This is a genomic window from Mycobacterium sp. 236(2023), assembly GCF_029623955.1.
Lineage (GTDB): Bacteria > Actinomycetota > Actinomycetes > Mycobacteriales > Mycobacteriaceae > Mycobacterium.
The window spans coordinates 119,697-135,014 of the sequence record NZ_JARSBP010000005.1; the positions used below are offsets into that span (position 1 = coordinate 119,697).

Sequence of the window (15,318 nt, forward strand, 5' to 3'; positions counted from 1 at the left end):
GATTGCAATGGTGAAATCGAGGATCAGGAACATGGACGAATACGTCGCCTCCGCGCGCTCACACTGGGGACCCCGCTTCACCGCGAACGGCGTTCCCCCCGCGGATTTCGATCGGGTCATGGCGAGCCTCGAATCCTGGGACCACTGGTGCTCCGCGTGGTCGGACGCGGCACAGGTGCACGAGGACCTCGGAAACGAGGCGCTCGACGAGGGCCGACTCCGCTCGGCCGCCGCACACCTGAGCACCGCCGCCGTCGTCTATCACTTCGCGAAGTTCGTCTACGTCCGTGATCTGGACCAGATGCGCGCGGCACACGAAGCGGCGGTGCGGTGCCTCGATTCCGCACTGCCCTACCTCGATCCGCCCGGCGAGCGGATCCAGATGCCGTTCGAGGGCGCGAAGATCTACGGAATCCTGCGCAAGCCGACAGGACCGGGCCCCCATCCGGCAGTCATCCTGGTGCCCGGCCTGGATTCCACCAAGGAGGAATTGCGCGCCACCGAGAACCTGTTCCTCGAACGCGGGCTGGCCACCTTCAGCGTGGACGGGCCCGGGCAGGGCGAGGCCGAGTACGACCTGCCCATCCGGGCAGACTGGGAAGTGCCGGGCCGGGCGTTCGTCGACATCCTGGTGGCCCGCGACGACATCGACGCCGACCGCATCGGCGTCTGGGGTGTCAGCCTCGGCGGCTACTACGCGCCGCGCTTCGCCAGCGGTGACGACCGCATCAAGGCATGCGTAAGCCTCTGCGGGCCTTACTGTTTCGGCGAGAACTGGGACATGATGCCGGCCCTGACCCGCGAGACGTTCACCGTCCGGTCCCGCTCGGAGAACGAGGAGCAGGGCCGCGCGCTGGCGCTCACGCTCTCGATGGACGGGCGGACGTCGAGCCTACGCTGCCCGACACTGATCATCGCGGGCAAGAAGGACCGTCTCATCCCATGGCAGCAGGCCGAGCGGCTGCACCACGAAGTCGAGGGCAGCGACTTCCTCCTGCTGGCTGACGGCAACCACGGCTGCGCCAATGTGCTTGCCGCGCATCGCTACCGCACGGCGGACTGGATGGCCGAGCGGCTCAAGGCGTCTCGTTGATGGCCGCGACGATGTTCTCTGTGGTGAACGGCAGCGCGTAGACGCGGACACCGAGCGCGTCGGCCAGCGCGTTGCCGATCGCCGCGGTCACCGGACCCTGGGTCGCCTCCCCCGCGCCCAGCGGCGGCTCGTCGGGGCGATCCACGACGTGGACGTCGACCGCGGGCACCTCGCTGAACCGGAGGATCGGGTAGGTCTCCCAGTCGGTGCTGGTGATCGAATGCGCGCCGAACCGAACCTGCTCCATCAGCGTCCAGCTGGTGGCCTGGATCGCGCCGCCCTCGATCTGATTGCGTACCCCGTCGGCGTTGACCACCCTGCCGACGTCGACCGCGATCGTCAGCCTTCTGACGCGCAACCGGTCCGAGGCCTCCACGTCGGCGACCACAGCACAGTACGAGCCGCGATTCTTGTAGCGGCAGAACGCAAGACCGCGGCCATGGCCCTCCGGTACCGGAGTGCCCCAGCCCGCCGCATTGGCCACGGTCTCCAGCACGTCCCGGGCACGCGGATCGGACAGGTTCGCCAGCCGCAGGTGCAGCGGATCGCGACCCGTCGCCAGCGCCAGCTCGTCGATCACGGACTCCATCGCGAACGTGTTGAGCTGACTACCGAGGGACCTCAGGGAGGACGTCCGGATCGGCATCGTCAGCAGGCGGTGGACCGTCACGTCCATCCGGGCGATGTCGTAGTAGGGCTCGGCGTTGCGTGCCGACCCGTGACCGCGCTCTGCAGGCGGATCGCCCGCGGGGGGCAGCGTCGCCAAGCCGGCGCGATGGGCGTCGGCCAGCATGCTGCGTCGGGGCGCGTAGCCGGGCCGGCCCGTGTGACCGTTGGTCCAGAGTTCATAGGACCAGTCGGTGATGGTCCCACTGCCGTCGACACTTGCCGTGACGTCGCTGGACATCGCAGGACCGAAAGGCTCCCAGGCGAATTCGTCTCCGCGGCTCCATTGGACCCGGATGTGTCGCCCCGGTATCCGCATCGCGAGCAGCGCTGCGTCCATCGCGACGTCGTCGGCGGCGTTGTGGCCGTAGCTCCCGGGGCCTTCCACGTGCTGGATCACCACCGCGGCGGGGTCCAGTTCGAGCGCGTCGGCCATCGCACGGGCCAGCGAGAACACGCCTTGGCTGTGGCTCCACACGTCGAGCCGGCCGTTGCCGAAATAGGCGACGGCACAGCTGGGTCCGATCGACGCGTGTGCGAGGAAGGGCCTCGAGAAGGAACCCCTGACCACGACGGCCCCGTCGTCGTGATGCGCTCCTTCGCTGCGGATCTGGCGTGTCTCCGCCTCCGTGGTGCGCAGCCAGGCCGGCAATTCGTCCGGGTCGGGCAGTTCGACGCCGGCCGACCAGACGGCTCCTGCGGCCAGCGCCTCGGCTGCGCGGGTGGCCTGCCCTTCGCGGTGTGCGACCACGGCCACGAAATCACCGTCGCGCACCACCTTCTGCACACCTGCCATCGCCGAAATCGCTTCGAGCTCACTGTGTTCGAGATGCGCACCGATGCGCGGCGGGTGTACGACCCGTGCGTGCAGCATGCCCGGAAAGTCGAGATCGTGGATGAAGCGTGCGTGTCCCAGCACTTTGTCGGGGAGATCCACCCGGGCCAGATCCTTCGACGTCGGCGGTGCCACCTCGACCACCAGATCGGAATCACCCACGCGGACATGGAGATCGACGGCACCCGCCAGATCCGCGTACGACCCGATGCGGGCACCGTCGCCCGTGGTGAAAATTCCGGAGACCAACCGGACCTGCTCGATGTCGAGGCCCGACTTGTGCGCCGCCGCACGGCGAAACAGCTCGCGGGCCTCGGCGCACACCCGGCGGACCGCGGAGCCGGAGAACGCGATCGACAGGCTGCCCGCCGTGAGTCCCTCGTCCGGAGACATCGCGGTGTTGGTCGCCAGGGCGGTGACCGCCTCCGGCGGTACGTCGAGTTCGTGGGCGGCGATCTGCGTCAGGGCGGTCAGAATCCCTTGTCCGATCTCGACTTTGCCGACGCGCAACGCGACCGTGCCGTCGTCGTTGATGGTCAGCCACGTCGAGATCCACGGATTGTCGGCCAGCGACGGCGGCACCGGGGCCGTCATGTCTGCGCTCCTGCGGCCGCCAGGACGGCGTCGACGAAACGCAGGTGGGTGCCGCAGCGGCACAGATTGCGTTCCAGCGCGGCCGTCACCTCGTCGCGGGTCGGCGTGGGGTTGTCCCGCAGCAGTGCGGTGGCGCTGACGATCATCCCGCCGACGCAGTACGCGCACTGGCCGGCCTGCAGCTCGAGGAACGCGGCCTGCACCGGGTGCGGGGCCTCGGGGCTTCCGAGCCCGGCGAGAGTCTGTACGTCGCCGCGCACGTATTCGACCGGGGTGTCGCACGCGGGCGTCGGATGTCCGTCGATCAGCACGAAGCACGCGCCGCACTGACCGAGCCCGCAGCCGAACTTCGGCGACTTGTCGCCGATGTCGTTGCGCAGCACTTCGAGGAGAGAGGTACCGACCGGAACGTCGACGCGGTGGTCCTCGCCGTTGACGGTCAGCTCGTACTGCATGTCAGGCGCGGCTCTTGGCTGCCCAGTACTCGGGATCGGCCTTGCTGGCGGTTAGCTCGTCGGCCGTCGTGAAGCCGGGAGCCATCGATGCGGCCGTGCCGGCCATGTACTGGTGGTGGTCGATGCCGAGTAGCCGGATCCAGCTCTGCTGACCGAAGGTCAGCGCGATGCAGCAGCCCAGCTCGACGACCTCTTCCTCCGAGAAGTGCGCGTACAGGCGCTCCCACAGCGCGTCGAGATCCTGGCTGCCCCAGGCGATGGCCTCGGCGTAGGCGAGGGCGGCCTTCTGGCGGTCGTCGTAGAGGTCGGAGGATTCGAAGTTCAGGAGCTGGTCGTACTGCTGCTCCTGCAGCCCCGCCGAGGTGGCTTTCTCCGAGCGCTGGTTTCCGCAGAACTCGCATTTGACCGTGCGCGAGATATAGACGCGGCAGAGGTCTTTCAGCGGGTGCTCGACGACTCCGCTGTGGAATTGCGCCTTCCAGCTGTCGGCGAAGGCCCAGAAGGCCGCCGGGGAGTGGGCGCGTACGGCGGAACTCTCCGGCCGCGGCGTCCCGTGTTTGGCGCAACGCTCCATCTCTTCCTTCATACGCTCGTCCATCTGCTCGAACGGTACGTAGGAGACGCGAGGGTTGTTCGTTGAGCTCATGTCGCTCCCTTGAGACAGTCACACCCGTTATGCAATCGATTGCCGTCAGTATGTGCCCGCGCGGACACGGGGTCAAGGGTCAGTCGAACACCAGGATCTTGAGCAGTGCGAGCGAGCCGATCACGACGATGCAGCCCCGCAGCACCGGCGGCGAGAGCCTGCGCCCGAAGCGCGCCCCGAGGTATCCGCCGACGAAGGTGCCCGCCGAGATCAGCGCCACGACCGACCAGTCGATGTATTGGGTCGCGACGATCATGAACACCACCGCGGCAACGGCATTCACCATCGTCGCGAGGACGTTCTTGATCGCCGTCAGCCGCTGAATGCCGTCGCTGAGAATCATGCCCATCAAACCGACGAGCAGGATGCCCTGTGCCGCACCGAAATACCCGCCGTAGATGCCGAGGACGAAGATCCCGACGGGGAGGGCGACGGTCGTGAGCAGACCCCGAGAGCCCCTGGGGCCGTTGTGTTCGGCGACTTCCTGCTGTGCGGCGGCGGTGCGCCGCTGCACGGCGGGCCCGATGACGACCATCAGCAATCCGATGCCGATGAGCACGGGGACGATCGCCTTGAACGACTCGTCGGGAAGGACGAGAAGCAGGACGGCACCGACGATTGCGCCCGCGATCGAGGCAGGTGCGAGACGCAGCAGGATCGCCCGGTTCGGGCGCAATTCGCGGCGGTAGCCGAAGATCCCCGAGATTCCTCCGGCGACCATCCCGAGGTTGTTGGAGACGTTGGCCGTCAGCGGTGGATAGCCGAACAACAGCAGGGTCGGGAAGGTCACCAGCGTGCCCGAACCGACGATCACGTTGATCGCGCCGGCCCATACACCGGCGAAGAACAGCGCGACCGCTTCGACCATCCGGGGTCAGGCGAGGTGCTCGTCGAGGAAGGCGATGATGCCGTCGATGGCGCGCTCCTGCACCTCGTCGACCTCGACCCGGCCGTCGGCGCCGACGACCGGGAAGATGTAGCCGTGCAGCGGGTGGTCCCAGGAGACCCACCTGGCGTTTTTGCCGCTGCTCGCGAGCAGGTCATAGCTCAGCCGGAAAATTCCCTGCAGGTGGTCGTCGTCGCGGCCCATCACAAGCATCGGGAGCGCGATCGGCGCGATCCGTTCCCGGGCCAGCGGCTCGTTGATCCGCGAGCGGACGAACGCCGGGTCGCGCATCTGCATCTCTTCGATGTTGCGCAGCTGCGTGTCCGGATTGGTGAACGCCGAGTCGTCCGGGGTGAGGTCGAGGAACTCGTGGTTGGCCGGCTCGCAGGCCACCCCGGCCTTGAGCGGGCTGTCGTACTGCGACGCGATCTTGAACAGCATCTCCCCGGCATGGCTGACTCCGACGTGGCCGAGCCGCTCGGCGTCGATCTGCGGATGCTTGGCGACATCTTCGAGGATCGCGATCTCGTCCTCGAACTCCAGGGGGGCGCGGCTCATCAGGTCCATCCCCTGCCTGCGGTCGACGACGAGGCGGCCGCCCTGATGGAAGCCGAGCTCGACTTCGGTCCGGTATCGGCCCCATGCGCAGGCGTATCCGGCGTCGAGAAGGCGTTCCATGATGTAGCCGTGCGTCCTGACTCGCCCGCGCAGCCAGTCGAGACCTCCGCCGCCGTTGCCGTAGGCGAGGAACACGAACGGGAAGCCAGATCCGTCGCCGGATGGCAGCCGCAGGGCATAAGGCGTGTATAACCCGTCCCAGGTCGGCGCCAGGTGATAGCTGACTGGCCGCGACGAGCCCGGTACGGCTTCGGTGATCGGCGCCCAGTTCGGTGACGTCATGCGCCACGCTCCTATCGCTCGACGGTGACCGCAGGATGCAAACGATTGCAGATTAGCACCGGCGTCAATAGCAACGCGAATGCACGGTTTCTGACAGATTTCAGGCAATTTCCGTCAGAAACCGTGCACTCACGGCGCTGACGTGATGCGTCGCTTCAGATATGTACTGCTCTGTGCAGCAGCACTTTTCGTTGTCTCGTGACGCTGCGCGCTCTGGACAGTCCGCTGTGCGGCCGATTTCCGATCGGCACCCATTTCCTGTGGCATTGTCTCAACGCGGCCGTGATATTGCTGATCAGCCACGTGGCGATCCGGTTCCGGCAGGGGCGGTCGCGGTATAGTGCCGATCACCACTGAATCACGGTCGAGGCGCGCGTTCACAGCTGATTGCGCAGGCCTGAACAGCAGGATCTTCCTTCACAGCGCACTCTCCCTGCCACTCCCAGGTTGCGCGACGTTGTCGGCGCAAGCGTCTACGATTCCTCCGGCACCCCTCCCGACACTGAAGACAAGGACCAGCAGTGAGTTACACCGCCGCCGACATCACCGAGCTCGATGATGTCCAGCACACGCGCCTGCGGCCGGCGGTCAACCTGGGTCTCGACGTCCTCAACACCGCGCTTCGTGAGATTGTCGACAACGCGATCGAAGAGGTCGCCGTGCCGGCCCACGGCGGATCCACCGTCACGATCACCCTCCACGCGGACGGGTCGGTAAGCGTCGCCGACGACGGTCGCGGACTGCCCGTCGACACCGATCCCGCCACCGGGAAGAACGGCATCGTCAAGACGCTCGGCACCGCCCGCGCCGGCGGAAAGTTCTCCGCGCACTCCGACGCCGCCAGCACCGGAGCGGGACTCAACGGAATCGGCGCCGCCGCTGCTGTTTTCATCTCCGCCCGCACCGACGTGACCGTGCACCGGGCCGGCAAAACCTACCTGCAGAGTTTCGGCGCCGGCTACCCGGGATCGTTCGAGGGCGACGAGTTCGACCCGCAGGCTACGTTCACCCGGGCCGACGCGCAGAAGCTCAAGGGTGCGGGCAACCGCAAACCCAAGCTGCAGGGCACGACGGTACGGATCCTGTTCGATCCCTCGGTGGTGCCGGACAACAGCGTGGACATCGGCGAGGTGCTGCTGCGGGCGCACGCCGCGGCGCGGATGTCACCCGGGGTGCACCTCATCGTCGTCGACGAGGGCTGGCCCGGCGACGAGGTCCCTCCTGCCCTGCTCGAGCCGTTCGACGGCCCGTGGGGCACCGAGGCACTGCTCGATCTGATGTGCACCGCCGCCGACACGCCGGTGCCCGGCGTGCGGGCTGTCGTCGAGGGCCGCGGCGAGTACACCACCGGTCGCGGGCCGACGCCGTTCCGCTGGTCACTGACCGCCGGCCCCGCCGAACCGGCCACCGTGGCCGCATTCTGCAACACCGTGCGCACCCCGGGTGGCGGCTCCCATCTGACGGCGGCCGTCAAAGGCATGTCCGAGGCGCTGGCCGACCGCGCCTCCCGCATCCGTGACCTCGGACTGGCCAAGGGTGAGGACGGCCCGGAGCCGCAGGACTTCGCCGCGGTGACGGCACTGGCCGTCGATACCCGCGCTCCGGACGTTTCCTGGGATTCGCAAGCCAAGACGGCGGTGTCGTCGCGGTCGCTGAACGTGGCGATGGCGCCGGACGTCGCGCGCAGCGTGACGATCTGGGCGGCCAACCCCGCCAACGGGGACGCGGTGTCTCTGTGGACGAAGCTGGCGCTGGAGTCTGCCCGGGCACGTCGTAGCGCCGAGGGCGCCAAGGCCAGATCCCGGGCGGCATCGAAGGCCAAGGGGCTGGGCACGAACCTGTCGCTGCCGCCGAAACTGCTGCCCAGCCGGGAGTCCGGCCGCGGCTCAGGCGCGGAACTGTTTCTGTGCGAGGGTGATTCGGCGCTGGGCACCATCAAGGCGGCGCGCGATGCCACCTTCCAGGCGGCGTTCCCGCTGAAAGGCAAGCCGCCGAACGTCTACGGGTTCACCATCAGCAAGGCGCGCGTCAAGGACGAATTCGACTCGATCGAGCGGATTCTGGGATGCGGGGTACGGGACAACTGCGACCCCGAACTGTGCCGCTACGACAGGATCCTGTTCGCCTCCGACGCCGACCCCGATGGCGGCAACATCAACTCCAGCCTGATCTCGATGTTCCTGGACTTCTACCGACCGCTGGTGCAGGCGGGGATGGTCTACGTGACGTTGCCGCCGCTGTTCGTCGTCAAGGACGGCACGGAACGGATCTACTGTCAGGACGAGTCCGAGCGCGACGCCGCGGTGGCCCAGTTGAAGTCCACCTCGAAGCGCAAGGTCGAGGTCCAGCGCAACAAGGGTCTCGGCGAGATGGATGCCGACGACTTCTGGAACACCGTGCTGGATCCTGCGCGGCGCACCGTGATTCGGGTCCACCCCGACGACGGCGAAGCCAAGTTGCACCACATCTTGTTCGGCGGGCCGCCAGAGGGCAGGCGCACGTGGATGGCGGACATCGCCGCCCGTGTCGACACCTCCGCGCTCGACCTCACCTAGGAGCTCTTCGTGACCTTGACCTTGGACGTTCCCGAGCAGAACCCGGATCTGGTGCTCGACCAGAGCGCCGACGACTACTGGAACCACTACCAGCTGACGTTCGCGCTCTACAGCGTCAGCGACCGTGCCATCCCGTCGGCGTTCGACGGGCTCAAGCCGGGCCAGCGGCGCCTGCTCTACCAGATGCACGAGTCCGGCCTTCAGCCCGGGAACAAGCCGCAGAAGTCCTCCAAGATCTGCTCTGCCGTGACGGGCAACCTGCATCCGCATGGCGGCGCGTCGATGTACGGTGCGGCCGCGCTGATGGCCGCCGAGTTCCAGCGCGTGAAAGTCATTGATGGACAAGGCGCTTTCCCGCGTATCCAAGGTGACATCCCCGCCGCCGACCGGTACACGGAGATGCGGTTGTCGGCGCCGGGCGCGGCGCTGACCGCCGAACTCAACGATCATGCCGTGCCGATGGTGCAGACGTTCGACGGCGAGTGGACCGAGCCGACGATGCTGCCCGCACAGTGGCCGGTGTTGCTGTGCAACGGCGCTGTGGGTATTGCCGAAGGCTGGGCCACCAAGGTTCCCGCGCACAATCCGCGCGAGGTTATGGCGGCCTGCCGCGCGCTGCTGAAGACGCCGAACATGACCGACGACAGGCTGGTGAAGCTCATCCCCGGACCCGACTGGGGATGCGGGGCCACCGTGGTCGGTTCCGCCGGGCTGCGCGAGTACATCACGACGGGACGCGGCCAGCTGACGGTGCGCGGCACGATCTCCGTCGACGGGAAGAACTGCGTCATCACCGAGTTGCCGCCCGGTGTCGCCAGTAACACTGTGCAGGACAGGATCCGCGCGCTGGTCGAGTCCGGCGAGATGTCGGGCGTGGCGGACATGTCGGATCTGACCGACCGCCGCAACGGGCTGCGCATCGTGGTCACCGCCAAGCGGGGGCACAGTGCCGACCAGATCCGCGACCAACTGCTGGCTCTGACACCGCTGGAGTCGACGTTCGCCGCCAGCCTCGTCGCTCTCGACGAGGACCGGGTGCCGCGCTGGTGGAACGTGCGCGAGTTGATCGGCGCGTTCCTGCATCTGCGCGACTCGGTGGTGCTGCACCGCAGCGAGTACCGGCTGGACAAGGTCACGGCGCGCCGCCACCTGGTGGCGGGCCTGATGACGATTCACCTGGACATCGACGCCGCGGTCGCGGTGATCCGGAACTCCGACACCGTCGACGATGCGCGACGCGGGCTGCAGGAGCGGTTCGGCATCGACGAAGAGCAGGCCAATTACGTTCTGGCACTGCAGCTTCGCCGGTTGACCAAGCTCGACGTGATCGAACTGCAGGCCGAAGCGGACAAGCTCGACGCGGAGTTCGCGGAGCTCACCGAGCTGGTGTCCAATCCCGACGCGCGCCGCAAGGTCATCGACGAGGAACTGGTCGAGACGGCAAAGCTGTTCAAAGGGCCCGAATTCGATCGTCGCACGGTCCTCGATCTCGAGGCGACACCGGTCACGTCCGGTTCCGACGAGGACGGGCCGCGCGAGAAGAAGGTCAACGCGTCGTGGCGGCTAGACGACCGCGGGGTGTTCTCCGACAGCCACGGCGAGTTGCTCACCTCGGGGCTGGGCTGGGCGGCATGGGCCGACGGGCGCATCAAGTTCACCAGTGGCGGCGGGCTGCCGTTCAAGATCCGCGACATCCCGGTGGCCCCGGACATCACCGGACTACTGCGCTCCGGCGTGCTGCCCGACGGCTACCACCTCGCCCTGGTCACGCGCCGCGGCAGGGTCTTGCGCATCGATCCGTCCGCGGTGAATCCGCAGGGCGCAGCGGGCAATGGCGTGGCGGGCGTCAAACTGGCCGGCGAAGGGGACGAAGTGATTGCGGCACTGCCCATTTCGTGTCAGAACGGTGAGGCCATCCTGTCGATCTCGGAGAAGGGCTGGAAGGTCACCGAGGTCGCGGACATCCCGGTCAAGGGTCGCGGCGGTGCCGGGGTCGGCTTCCATCCGTTCGTCAATGGTGAGAGTGCACTGATGGCGGCGGCGGTCTCTGCCACCGGGTTCGTCCGAGGCACCCGGGCAGTCCGCGCGGAGAAGCGGGCGAAGGCGTCGATCAAGGGGTCCGGGTCGGATGTGACGCCGGCCGGGTGATCAGTTGCGGACGGACGTATCGACCCGCGGCACCTTCACCGACGGGACCATCTGGTCCATCCACGGGTTGCCGTTGCGCGGGTAGTAGAAGTCATAGCCGTAATTCACCTGGGGCCCACCGAATCCCCAGTCGGGATCGTCGGCCTGAGCGGGCCCGGCGCCACCGATGGCGACGACGGCCAATGCCCCTGCAACGACACTGAGTGATCCGATTCTCGTCATCGATCAACGGTAGAACTGATCACCGCTGCGGCACCTCGATATCGGAGAACAAGACCCGGACACCGCCTGTGGCCACCCGCGCCATTGCTTGGAAGAACGCCTGTGCCTCTGGCGTCGTCACAGCGCTACTTGCGCTGGCGTAGTCGGGGTAATACAGATCGATCATTCGGTAGGCGGGCGTAGGGCTGCCGTCTTCCTTCGGCCACACCTTCGACGCCTCGACCCTGATGTGGCCCGGAATCGCCTTGGCGGCTTCCAGTTGTTGCTCCGAGTAACTGGATTCGAAGTCGTCAGGGTTCACGGGATTGTCGTAGATGACGGTGATCTTCGTTTCGGACATCCGATCATGCTTCCATGGTTTCGGTGAACCGCACGCCGACGCCGAATCTGCGCCTTGCCCGGCTTTACGCCGCCGGGATGGTCGTGTGCACTCTTGCCTCGGCGTGTGGCAACGCCGCGCCACCGCCACCAGCCACCGGTACCCCATCAGTGACCGTCCCGACGGTCGCATCCACGACCGTCTCGCCGCCCGTTCCCGCGGTGACTCCGGCCGGTGACTTCTCCGCGGTGTCACGGCTCATCGACGACGCGGTCGCTGCGCACCGCCTGCCGGGAGCGGTGGTCCAGGTCGGGCATGGGGGCGACATCGTTTTCCGCCAGGCCTTCGGTGTGCGCAAGCTCGTCGGCGAACCGGGGCTCGACGGCGCTCCCTCCCCCGCGGAGCCGATGACGGAAGACACCCTCTTCGACGTCGCATCATTGACGAAAAGCCTTGCGACCGCGACAGCGATCATGCAGCTCTACGAGCAGGGCCAGGTGCAGATCGACGCACCGGTGCAGACGTACCTGCCGGACTTCAACCCGGCCGACGATCCACGCCGTGCGCAGGTGACGCTGCGGATGTTGCTCACCCACACCTCGGGCATAGCCGGAGATCTGAGCTTGGACGGCCCGTGGGGGCTGGACAAGGCCGACAAAGCTGACGGCGTCCGGCGGGCGCTCGCCGCGTGGGTGGTGTTCGGTCCCGGAGAACGCTTCCACTACTCCGACATCAACTTCATCATCCTCGGCGCGCTGCTGGAGAAGATCACCGGTGAGTCCGAAGACGTCTACGTCCGCGAGAACGTGTTCGCGCCGCTGGGAATGTCGGATACCTACTATCTTCCCGCGTCCAAAGCATGTGGCCCACATAAGGTCCGGGGCACCGCGATAGTTCTGGATCCCGATGGACCGGCGGTGCGCATCTGCCCGCCGGGGACGTGGAGCACGGGTCTGCTCGAGCGCATCGCACCCACGGCCCTCGACGAGGACACTCCGGGCCTCAACCCGGACTACGGTCACCCGCTGCGCGGCACCGTGCACGACCCGACGGCGCGCCGCATGGGTGGGGTGGCCGGCAGCGCCGGGGTGTTCACGACCGTCCACGACATGGGCCGCTTCGCACAGGCCCTTCTCGACCAGCTCGCCAACCGCCCGAGCACCTTTCCATTGACGCAGGCGAGCGCGCAGGTGATGACGACTCCGCAGCAGCCCGGCCCACCGGTGCCCGGGCAGAATGTGCGCGGCTTCGGCTGGGACATCGACACTCCGCACTCCGGACCGCGCGGCGCCATCTTCCCGGTCGGAAGCTTCGGCCACACCGGGTTCACCGGCGCCACGTTGTGGATGGATCCGGGCTCGGACACGTACGTGATCGTCCTCGCGAACGTGATCCACCAGCGCGGCGGGCCACCGATCGTCGCGCTGAGCGGCCAGGTCGCGACCGAATCCGCACGGGCCCTTCATCTGTACGGTAGCTAAGTCGCGCTCAACTGCGCGGCGAGGTACGGCGCCGTCCGGCTCGCCGTGTCGGCGGCGACCACCGCCGGCGTGCCGGCCACCACGACCGCACCGCCGTCATCCCCGCCACCGGGTCCAAGGTCGATGACGTGATCGGCCTGCGCCACCACCGACATGTCATGTTCAGCCACGACAACGGTGTTACCAGCGTCGACGAGGCGGTGCAGCTGACGTTCCAGCAGCTCGACGTCGGCCGGGTGCAATCCCGTGGTGGGCTCGTCGAGGACATAGAGGGTGTGGCCACGTTTGGCCCGCTGCAGCTCGGTGGCCAGTTTGATGCGCTGCGCCTCACCGCCGGACAATTCGGTCGCCGGTTGCCCCAGCCGCAGATACCCGAGCCCGACCTCCCGCAGCGTCATCAAACTTCTTGCCGCACCGGGCAGATCGCTCAGGAACTCGGCCGCCTCATCGACGGTCTGGGCCAGCACGTCGGCAATGGTCTTCCCCTCGTAGGTGATCTCGAGGGTCTCGTCGGAGTAGCGGGCTCCGCCGCATGCCGGACATTTCGCGTACGTGCCGGGCAGGAACAGCAGCTCGACCGCCACGAAACCCTCGCCCTGACAGGTGGCGCAGCGCCCCTCGGCGACGTTGAACGAGAAGCGACCCGCGCTCCAGCCCCGTCGACGCGCTTCGGAAGTGCCGGCGAACGCCTTGCGGACGGCGTCGAAAAGTCCGGTGTAGGTCGCGAGATTCGACCGCGGAGTGCGTCCGATCGGTCGCTGGTCCACGGTGACGAGACGGTCGATCGTTTCGGCGCCGTCGACGGTCACCCCCACACTGGAATCGATGTCGATATCGAGGAGTTCGGCATCACCGTCAGTGCCGTCGTCGGCGGGTTCGGCGGATCTCCCGAGCTGTCTGGCCATCACGTCGCCGAGCACCTTGCAGACCAGCGTCGACTTGCCCGATCCTGACACCCCGGTGACGGCAACGAACGCGCCCAGAGGAACATCGACGTCGACGTCACGCAAATTGTGAAAAGTGATGCCGCGCAAGCGCATCACGCCCGAAGGTGTACGAGCGGATCGTTCGGCGGGTGGCCCGTCGGCGAACAGGTATCGCCGGGTTACCGAGGGCTCGACGTCGGCGAGGCCTGCCACCGGGCCGCTATACAACACGTCACCGCCCAGCTCGCCGGCGCCGGGACCGACATCGACGATCCAGTCGGCGCGTCGCACCACGTCCATGTCGTGCTCGACCACGAACAGCGAATTCCCGGCGCGCCGAAGCCGGTCCAACACCTCGAGTAGCGGCTCCGCATCGGCCGGATGCAGACCCGCCGACGGCTCGTCGAGCACGTAGAGGACGCCGAACAGCCCCGCCCGCAGCTGGGTCGCCAGCCGGAGGCGCTGCAGTTCGCCGGGCGACACCGTCGGTGTGCGGCGGTCCAGGCTGAGGTAGCCGAGCCCAAGATCGACCAGCACCGATATCCGGGCCACCAGATCGGCGGCGATCATCGTCGCCACTTCGGTGAATTCACCGGACTCGGTCGATTCATAGGCCGCGGCGAACTCTGTCCTGATCGCCGCCGGTGTCAGGACGTCGGCCAGTGCTGTCACTGGCAGCGCCGCCAGCTCGGCGATGGTGCGGCCGGCGAAGGTGACGGCCAGCGCTTCGGGTCGCAGACCGGACCCGCCGCAGACCGGGCAATCCGTGCTGTGCACGAATTGGAGTACCCGTCGCCGCATCGCCGCGCTCTGCGAGTTGGCCAGCGTGTGACGAACGTGGCGTTCGGCGCTGGAGAAGGTGCCGTTGTAGTAGTACTCCGCGGTGACCGGATGCTGGCTCGGATCGATCTCGACGGTGGGCTGATCCTCGGTGAACAAGATCCAATCCCGTTGCCGCTTGGGTAGTTTGCGCCACGGCTTATCGATGTCGTAGCCGAGCGTGATGAGGATGTCGCGCAGATTCTGCCCCTGCCAGGCCCCGGGCCAGGCCGCCACCGCACCTTCGCGGATGGTGAGCGACGGGTCGGGCACCAGCGTCTCCTCGGTGACCTCATGGATGCGGCCCAGACCGTGGCAGGCCGGGCACGCACCGATCGTGGTGTTCGGCGAGAACGCATCGGAATCCAGGCGCTCGGTGGCACCGGGCGGATAGGTACCGGCGCGGGAGAACAACATGCGCAGCAGATTCGACAGCGTGGTGACGGTACCGACCGTCGACCGCGACGTCGCAGAGCCGCGGCGCTGCTGCAAAGCGACTGCCGGTGGCAACCCGGTGATGTCGTCGACCTTCGGCGCGTCCTGGGGCAGCAGCAACCGGCGGGCGTACGGCGCGACCGACTCGAAGTAGCGTCGCTGAGCCTCGGCGTAGACGGTGCCGAACGCCAGTGACGACTTGCCGGATCCAGATACGCCGGTGAACGCCACGAACGAGTCCCGCGGGGCGGCGACGTCGACGGATCTCAAGTTGTGCACACGAGATGCGTAGACGCGGATGTAGGGGTCCACCTCGACCATTGTGCTCATAACGGGGC

The 15,318-nt window shown here is 67.3% G+C and carries 12 protein-coding genes; 4 read left to right on the forward strand and 8 right to left on the reverse strand.

The window, feature by feature from the left end; translation table 11 throughout:
* The first annotated feature begins 31 nt into the window (after positions 1-31).
* On the forward strand, positions 32-1,093 hold the full coding sequence (locus tag P9A17_RS21340) for an alpha/beta fold hydrolase (RefSeq protein ID WP_278040732.1): 1,062 nt from the start codon (positions 32-34) through the stop codon (positions 1,091-1,093).
* Here P9A17_RS21340 and P9A17_RS21345 read toward each other — a convergent pair.
* The 5 genes from P9A17_RS21345 to P9A17_RS21365 form a co-directional block, all read right to left on the reverse strand.
* Complete coding sequence (locus tag P9A17_RS21345) at positions 1,077-3,188, reverse strand: molybdopterin cofactor-binding domain-containing protein (protein WP_278040733.1); 2,112 nt, start codon at positions 3,186-3,188, stop codon at positions 1,077-1,079. The genes P9A17_RS21340 and P9A17_RS21345 overlap by 17 nt on opposite strands.
* On the reverse strand, positions 3,185-3,643 hold the full coding sequence (locus tag P9A17_RS21350; protein ID WP_278040734.1) for a (2Fe-2S)-binding protein: 459 nt from the start codon (positions 3,641-3,643) through the stop codon (positions 3,185-3,187). The genes P9A17_RS21345 and P9A17_RS21350 overlap by 4 nt, the downstream gene beginning before the upstream one ends.
* Before the next feature lies 1 nt (position 3,644).
* Positions 3,645-4,289, reverse strand: a complete 645-nt coding sequence (locus P9A17_RS21355) for a hypothetical protein (protein WP_278040735.1) — start codon at positions 4,287-4,289, stop codon at positions 3,645-3,647.
* A 79-nt stretch (positions 4,290-4,368) separates the two neighbouring features.
* On the reverse strand, positions 4,369-5,157 hold the full coding sequence (locus tag P9A17_RS21360) for a sulfite exporter TauE/SafE family protein (RefSeq protein WP_278040736.1): 789 nt from the start codon (positions 5,155-5,157) through the stop codon (positions 4,369-4,371).
* A 6-nt stretch (positions 5,158-5,163) separates the two neighbouring features.
* Positions 5,164-6,075 (reverse strand): hypothetical protein, encoded by a 912-nt coding sequence (locus P9A17_RS21365; protein WP_278040737.1) that lies wholly within the window; start codon positions 6,073-6,075, stop codon positions 5,164-5,166.
* A 521-nt stretch (positions 6,076-6,596) separates the two neighbouring features.
* Between P9A17_RS21365 and P9A17_RS21370 the strand changes: the two genes are divergently transcribed.
* Both P9A17_RS21370 and P9A17_RS21375 read left to right on the forward strand, forming a co-directional pair.
* Complete coding sequence (locus P9A17_RS21370; protein WP_278040738.1) at positions 6,597-8,630, forward strand: toprim domain-containing protein; 2,034 nt, start codon at positions 6,597-6,599, stop codon at positions 8,628-8,630.
* 9 nt (positions 8,631-8,639) lie between these two features.
* Positions 8,640-10,778, forward strand: a complete 2,139-nt coding sequence (locus tag P9A17_RS21375) for a DNA gyrase subunit A (RefSeq protein WP_278040739.1) — start codon at positions 8,640-8,642, stop codon at positions 10,776-10,778.
* Here the strand turns inward: P9A17_RS21375 and P9A17_RS21380 are convergent, their stop codons facing one another.
* On the reverse strand, positions 10,779-11,000 hold the full coding sequence (locus P9A17_RS21380) for a hypothetical protein (protein ID WP_278040740.1): 222 nt from the start codon (positions 10,998-11,000) through the stop codon (positions 10,779-10,781).
* A 19-nt stretch (positions 11,001-11,019) separates the two neighbouring features.
* On the reverse strand, positions 11,020-11,340 hold the full coding sequence (locus P9A17_RS21385) for an EthD family reductase (RefSeq protein ID WP_278040741.1): 321 nt from the start codon (positions 11,338-11,340) through the stop codon (positions 11,020-11,022).
* Positions 11,341-11,354: 14 nt separating this feature from the next.
* On the opposite strand from P9A17_RS21385, the gene P9A17_RS21390 reads away from it, so the two are divergent.
* Positions 11,355-12,800 (forward strand): serine hydrolase domain-containing protein, encoded by a 1,446-nt coding sequence (locus P9A17_RS21390; protein WP_278040742.1) that lies wholly within the window; start codon positions 11,355-11,357, stop codon positions 12,798-12,800.
* Here the strand turns inward: P9A17_RS21390 and P9A17_RS21395 are convergent.
* The gene (locus tag P9A17_RS21395) at positions 12,797-15,310 is read right to left on the reverse strand and encodes an excinuclease ABC subunit UvrA (RefSeq protein WP_278040743.1); all 2,514 of its coding nucleotides are present in this window, start codon (positions 15,308-15,310) and stop codon (positions 12,797-12,799) included. The genes P9A17_RS21390 and P9A17_RS21395 overlap by 4 nt on opposite strands.
* Between the last annotated feature and the right edge of the window lie 8 nt (positions 15,311-15,318).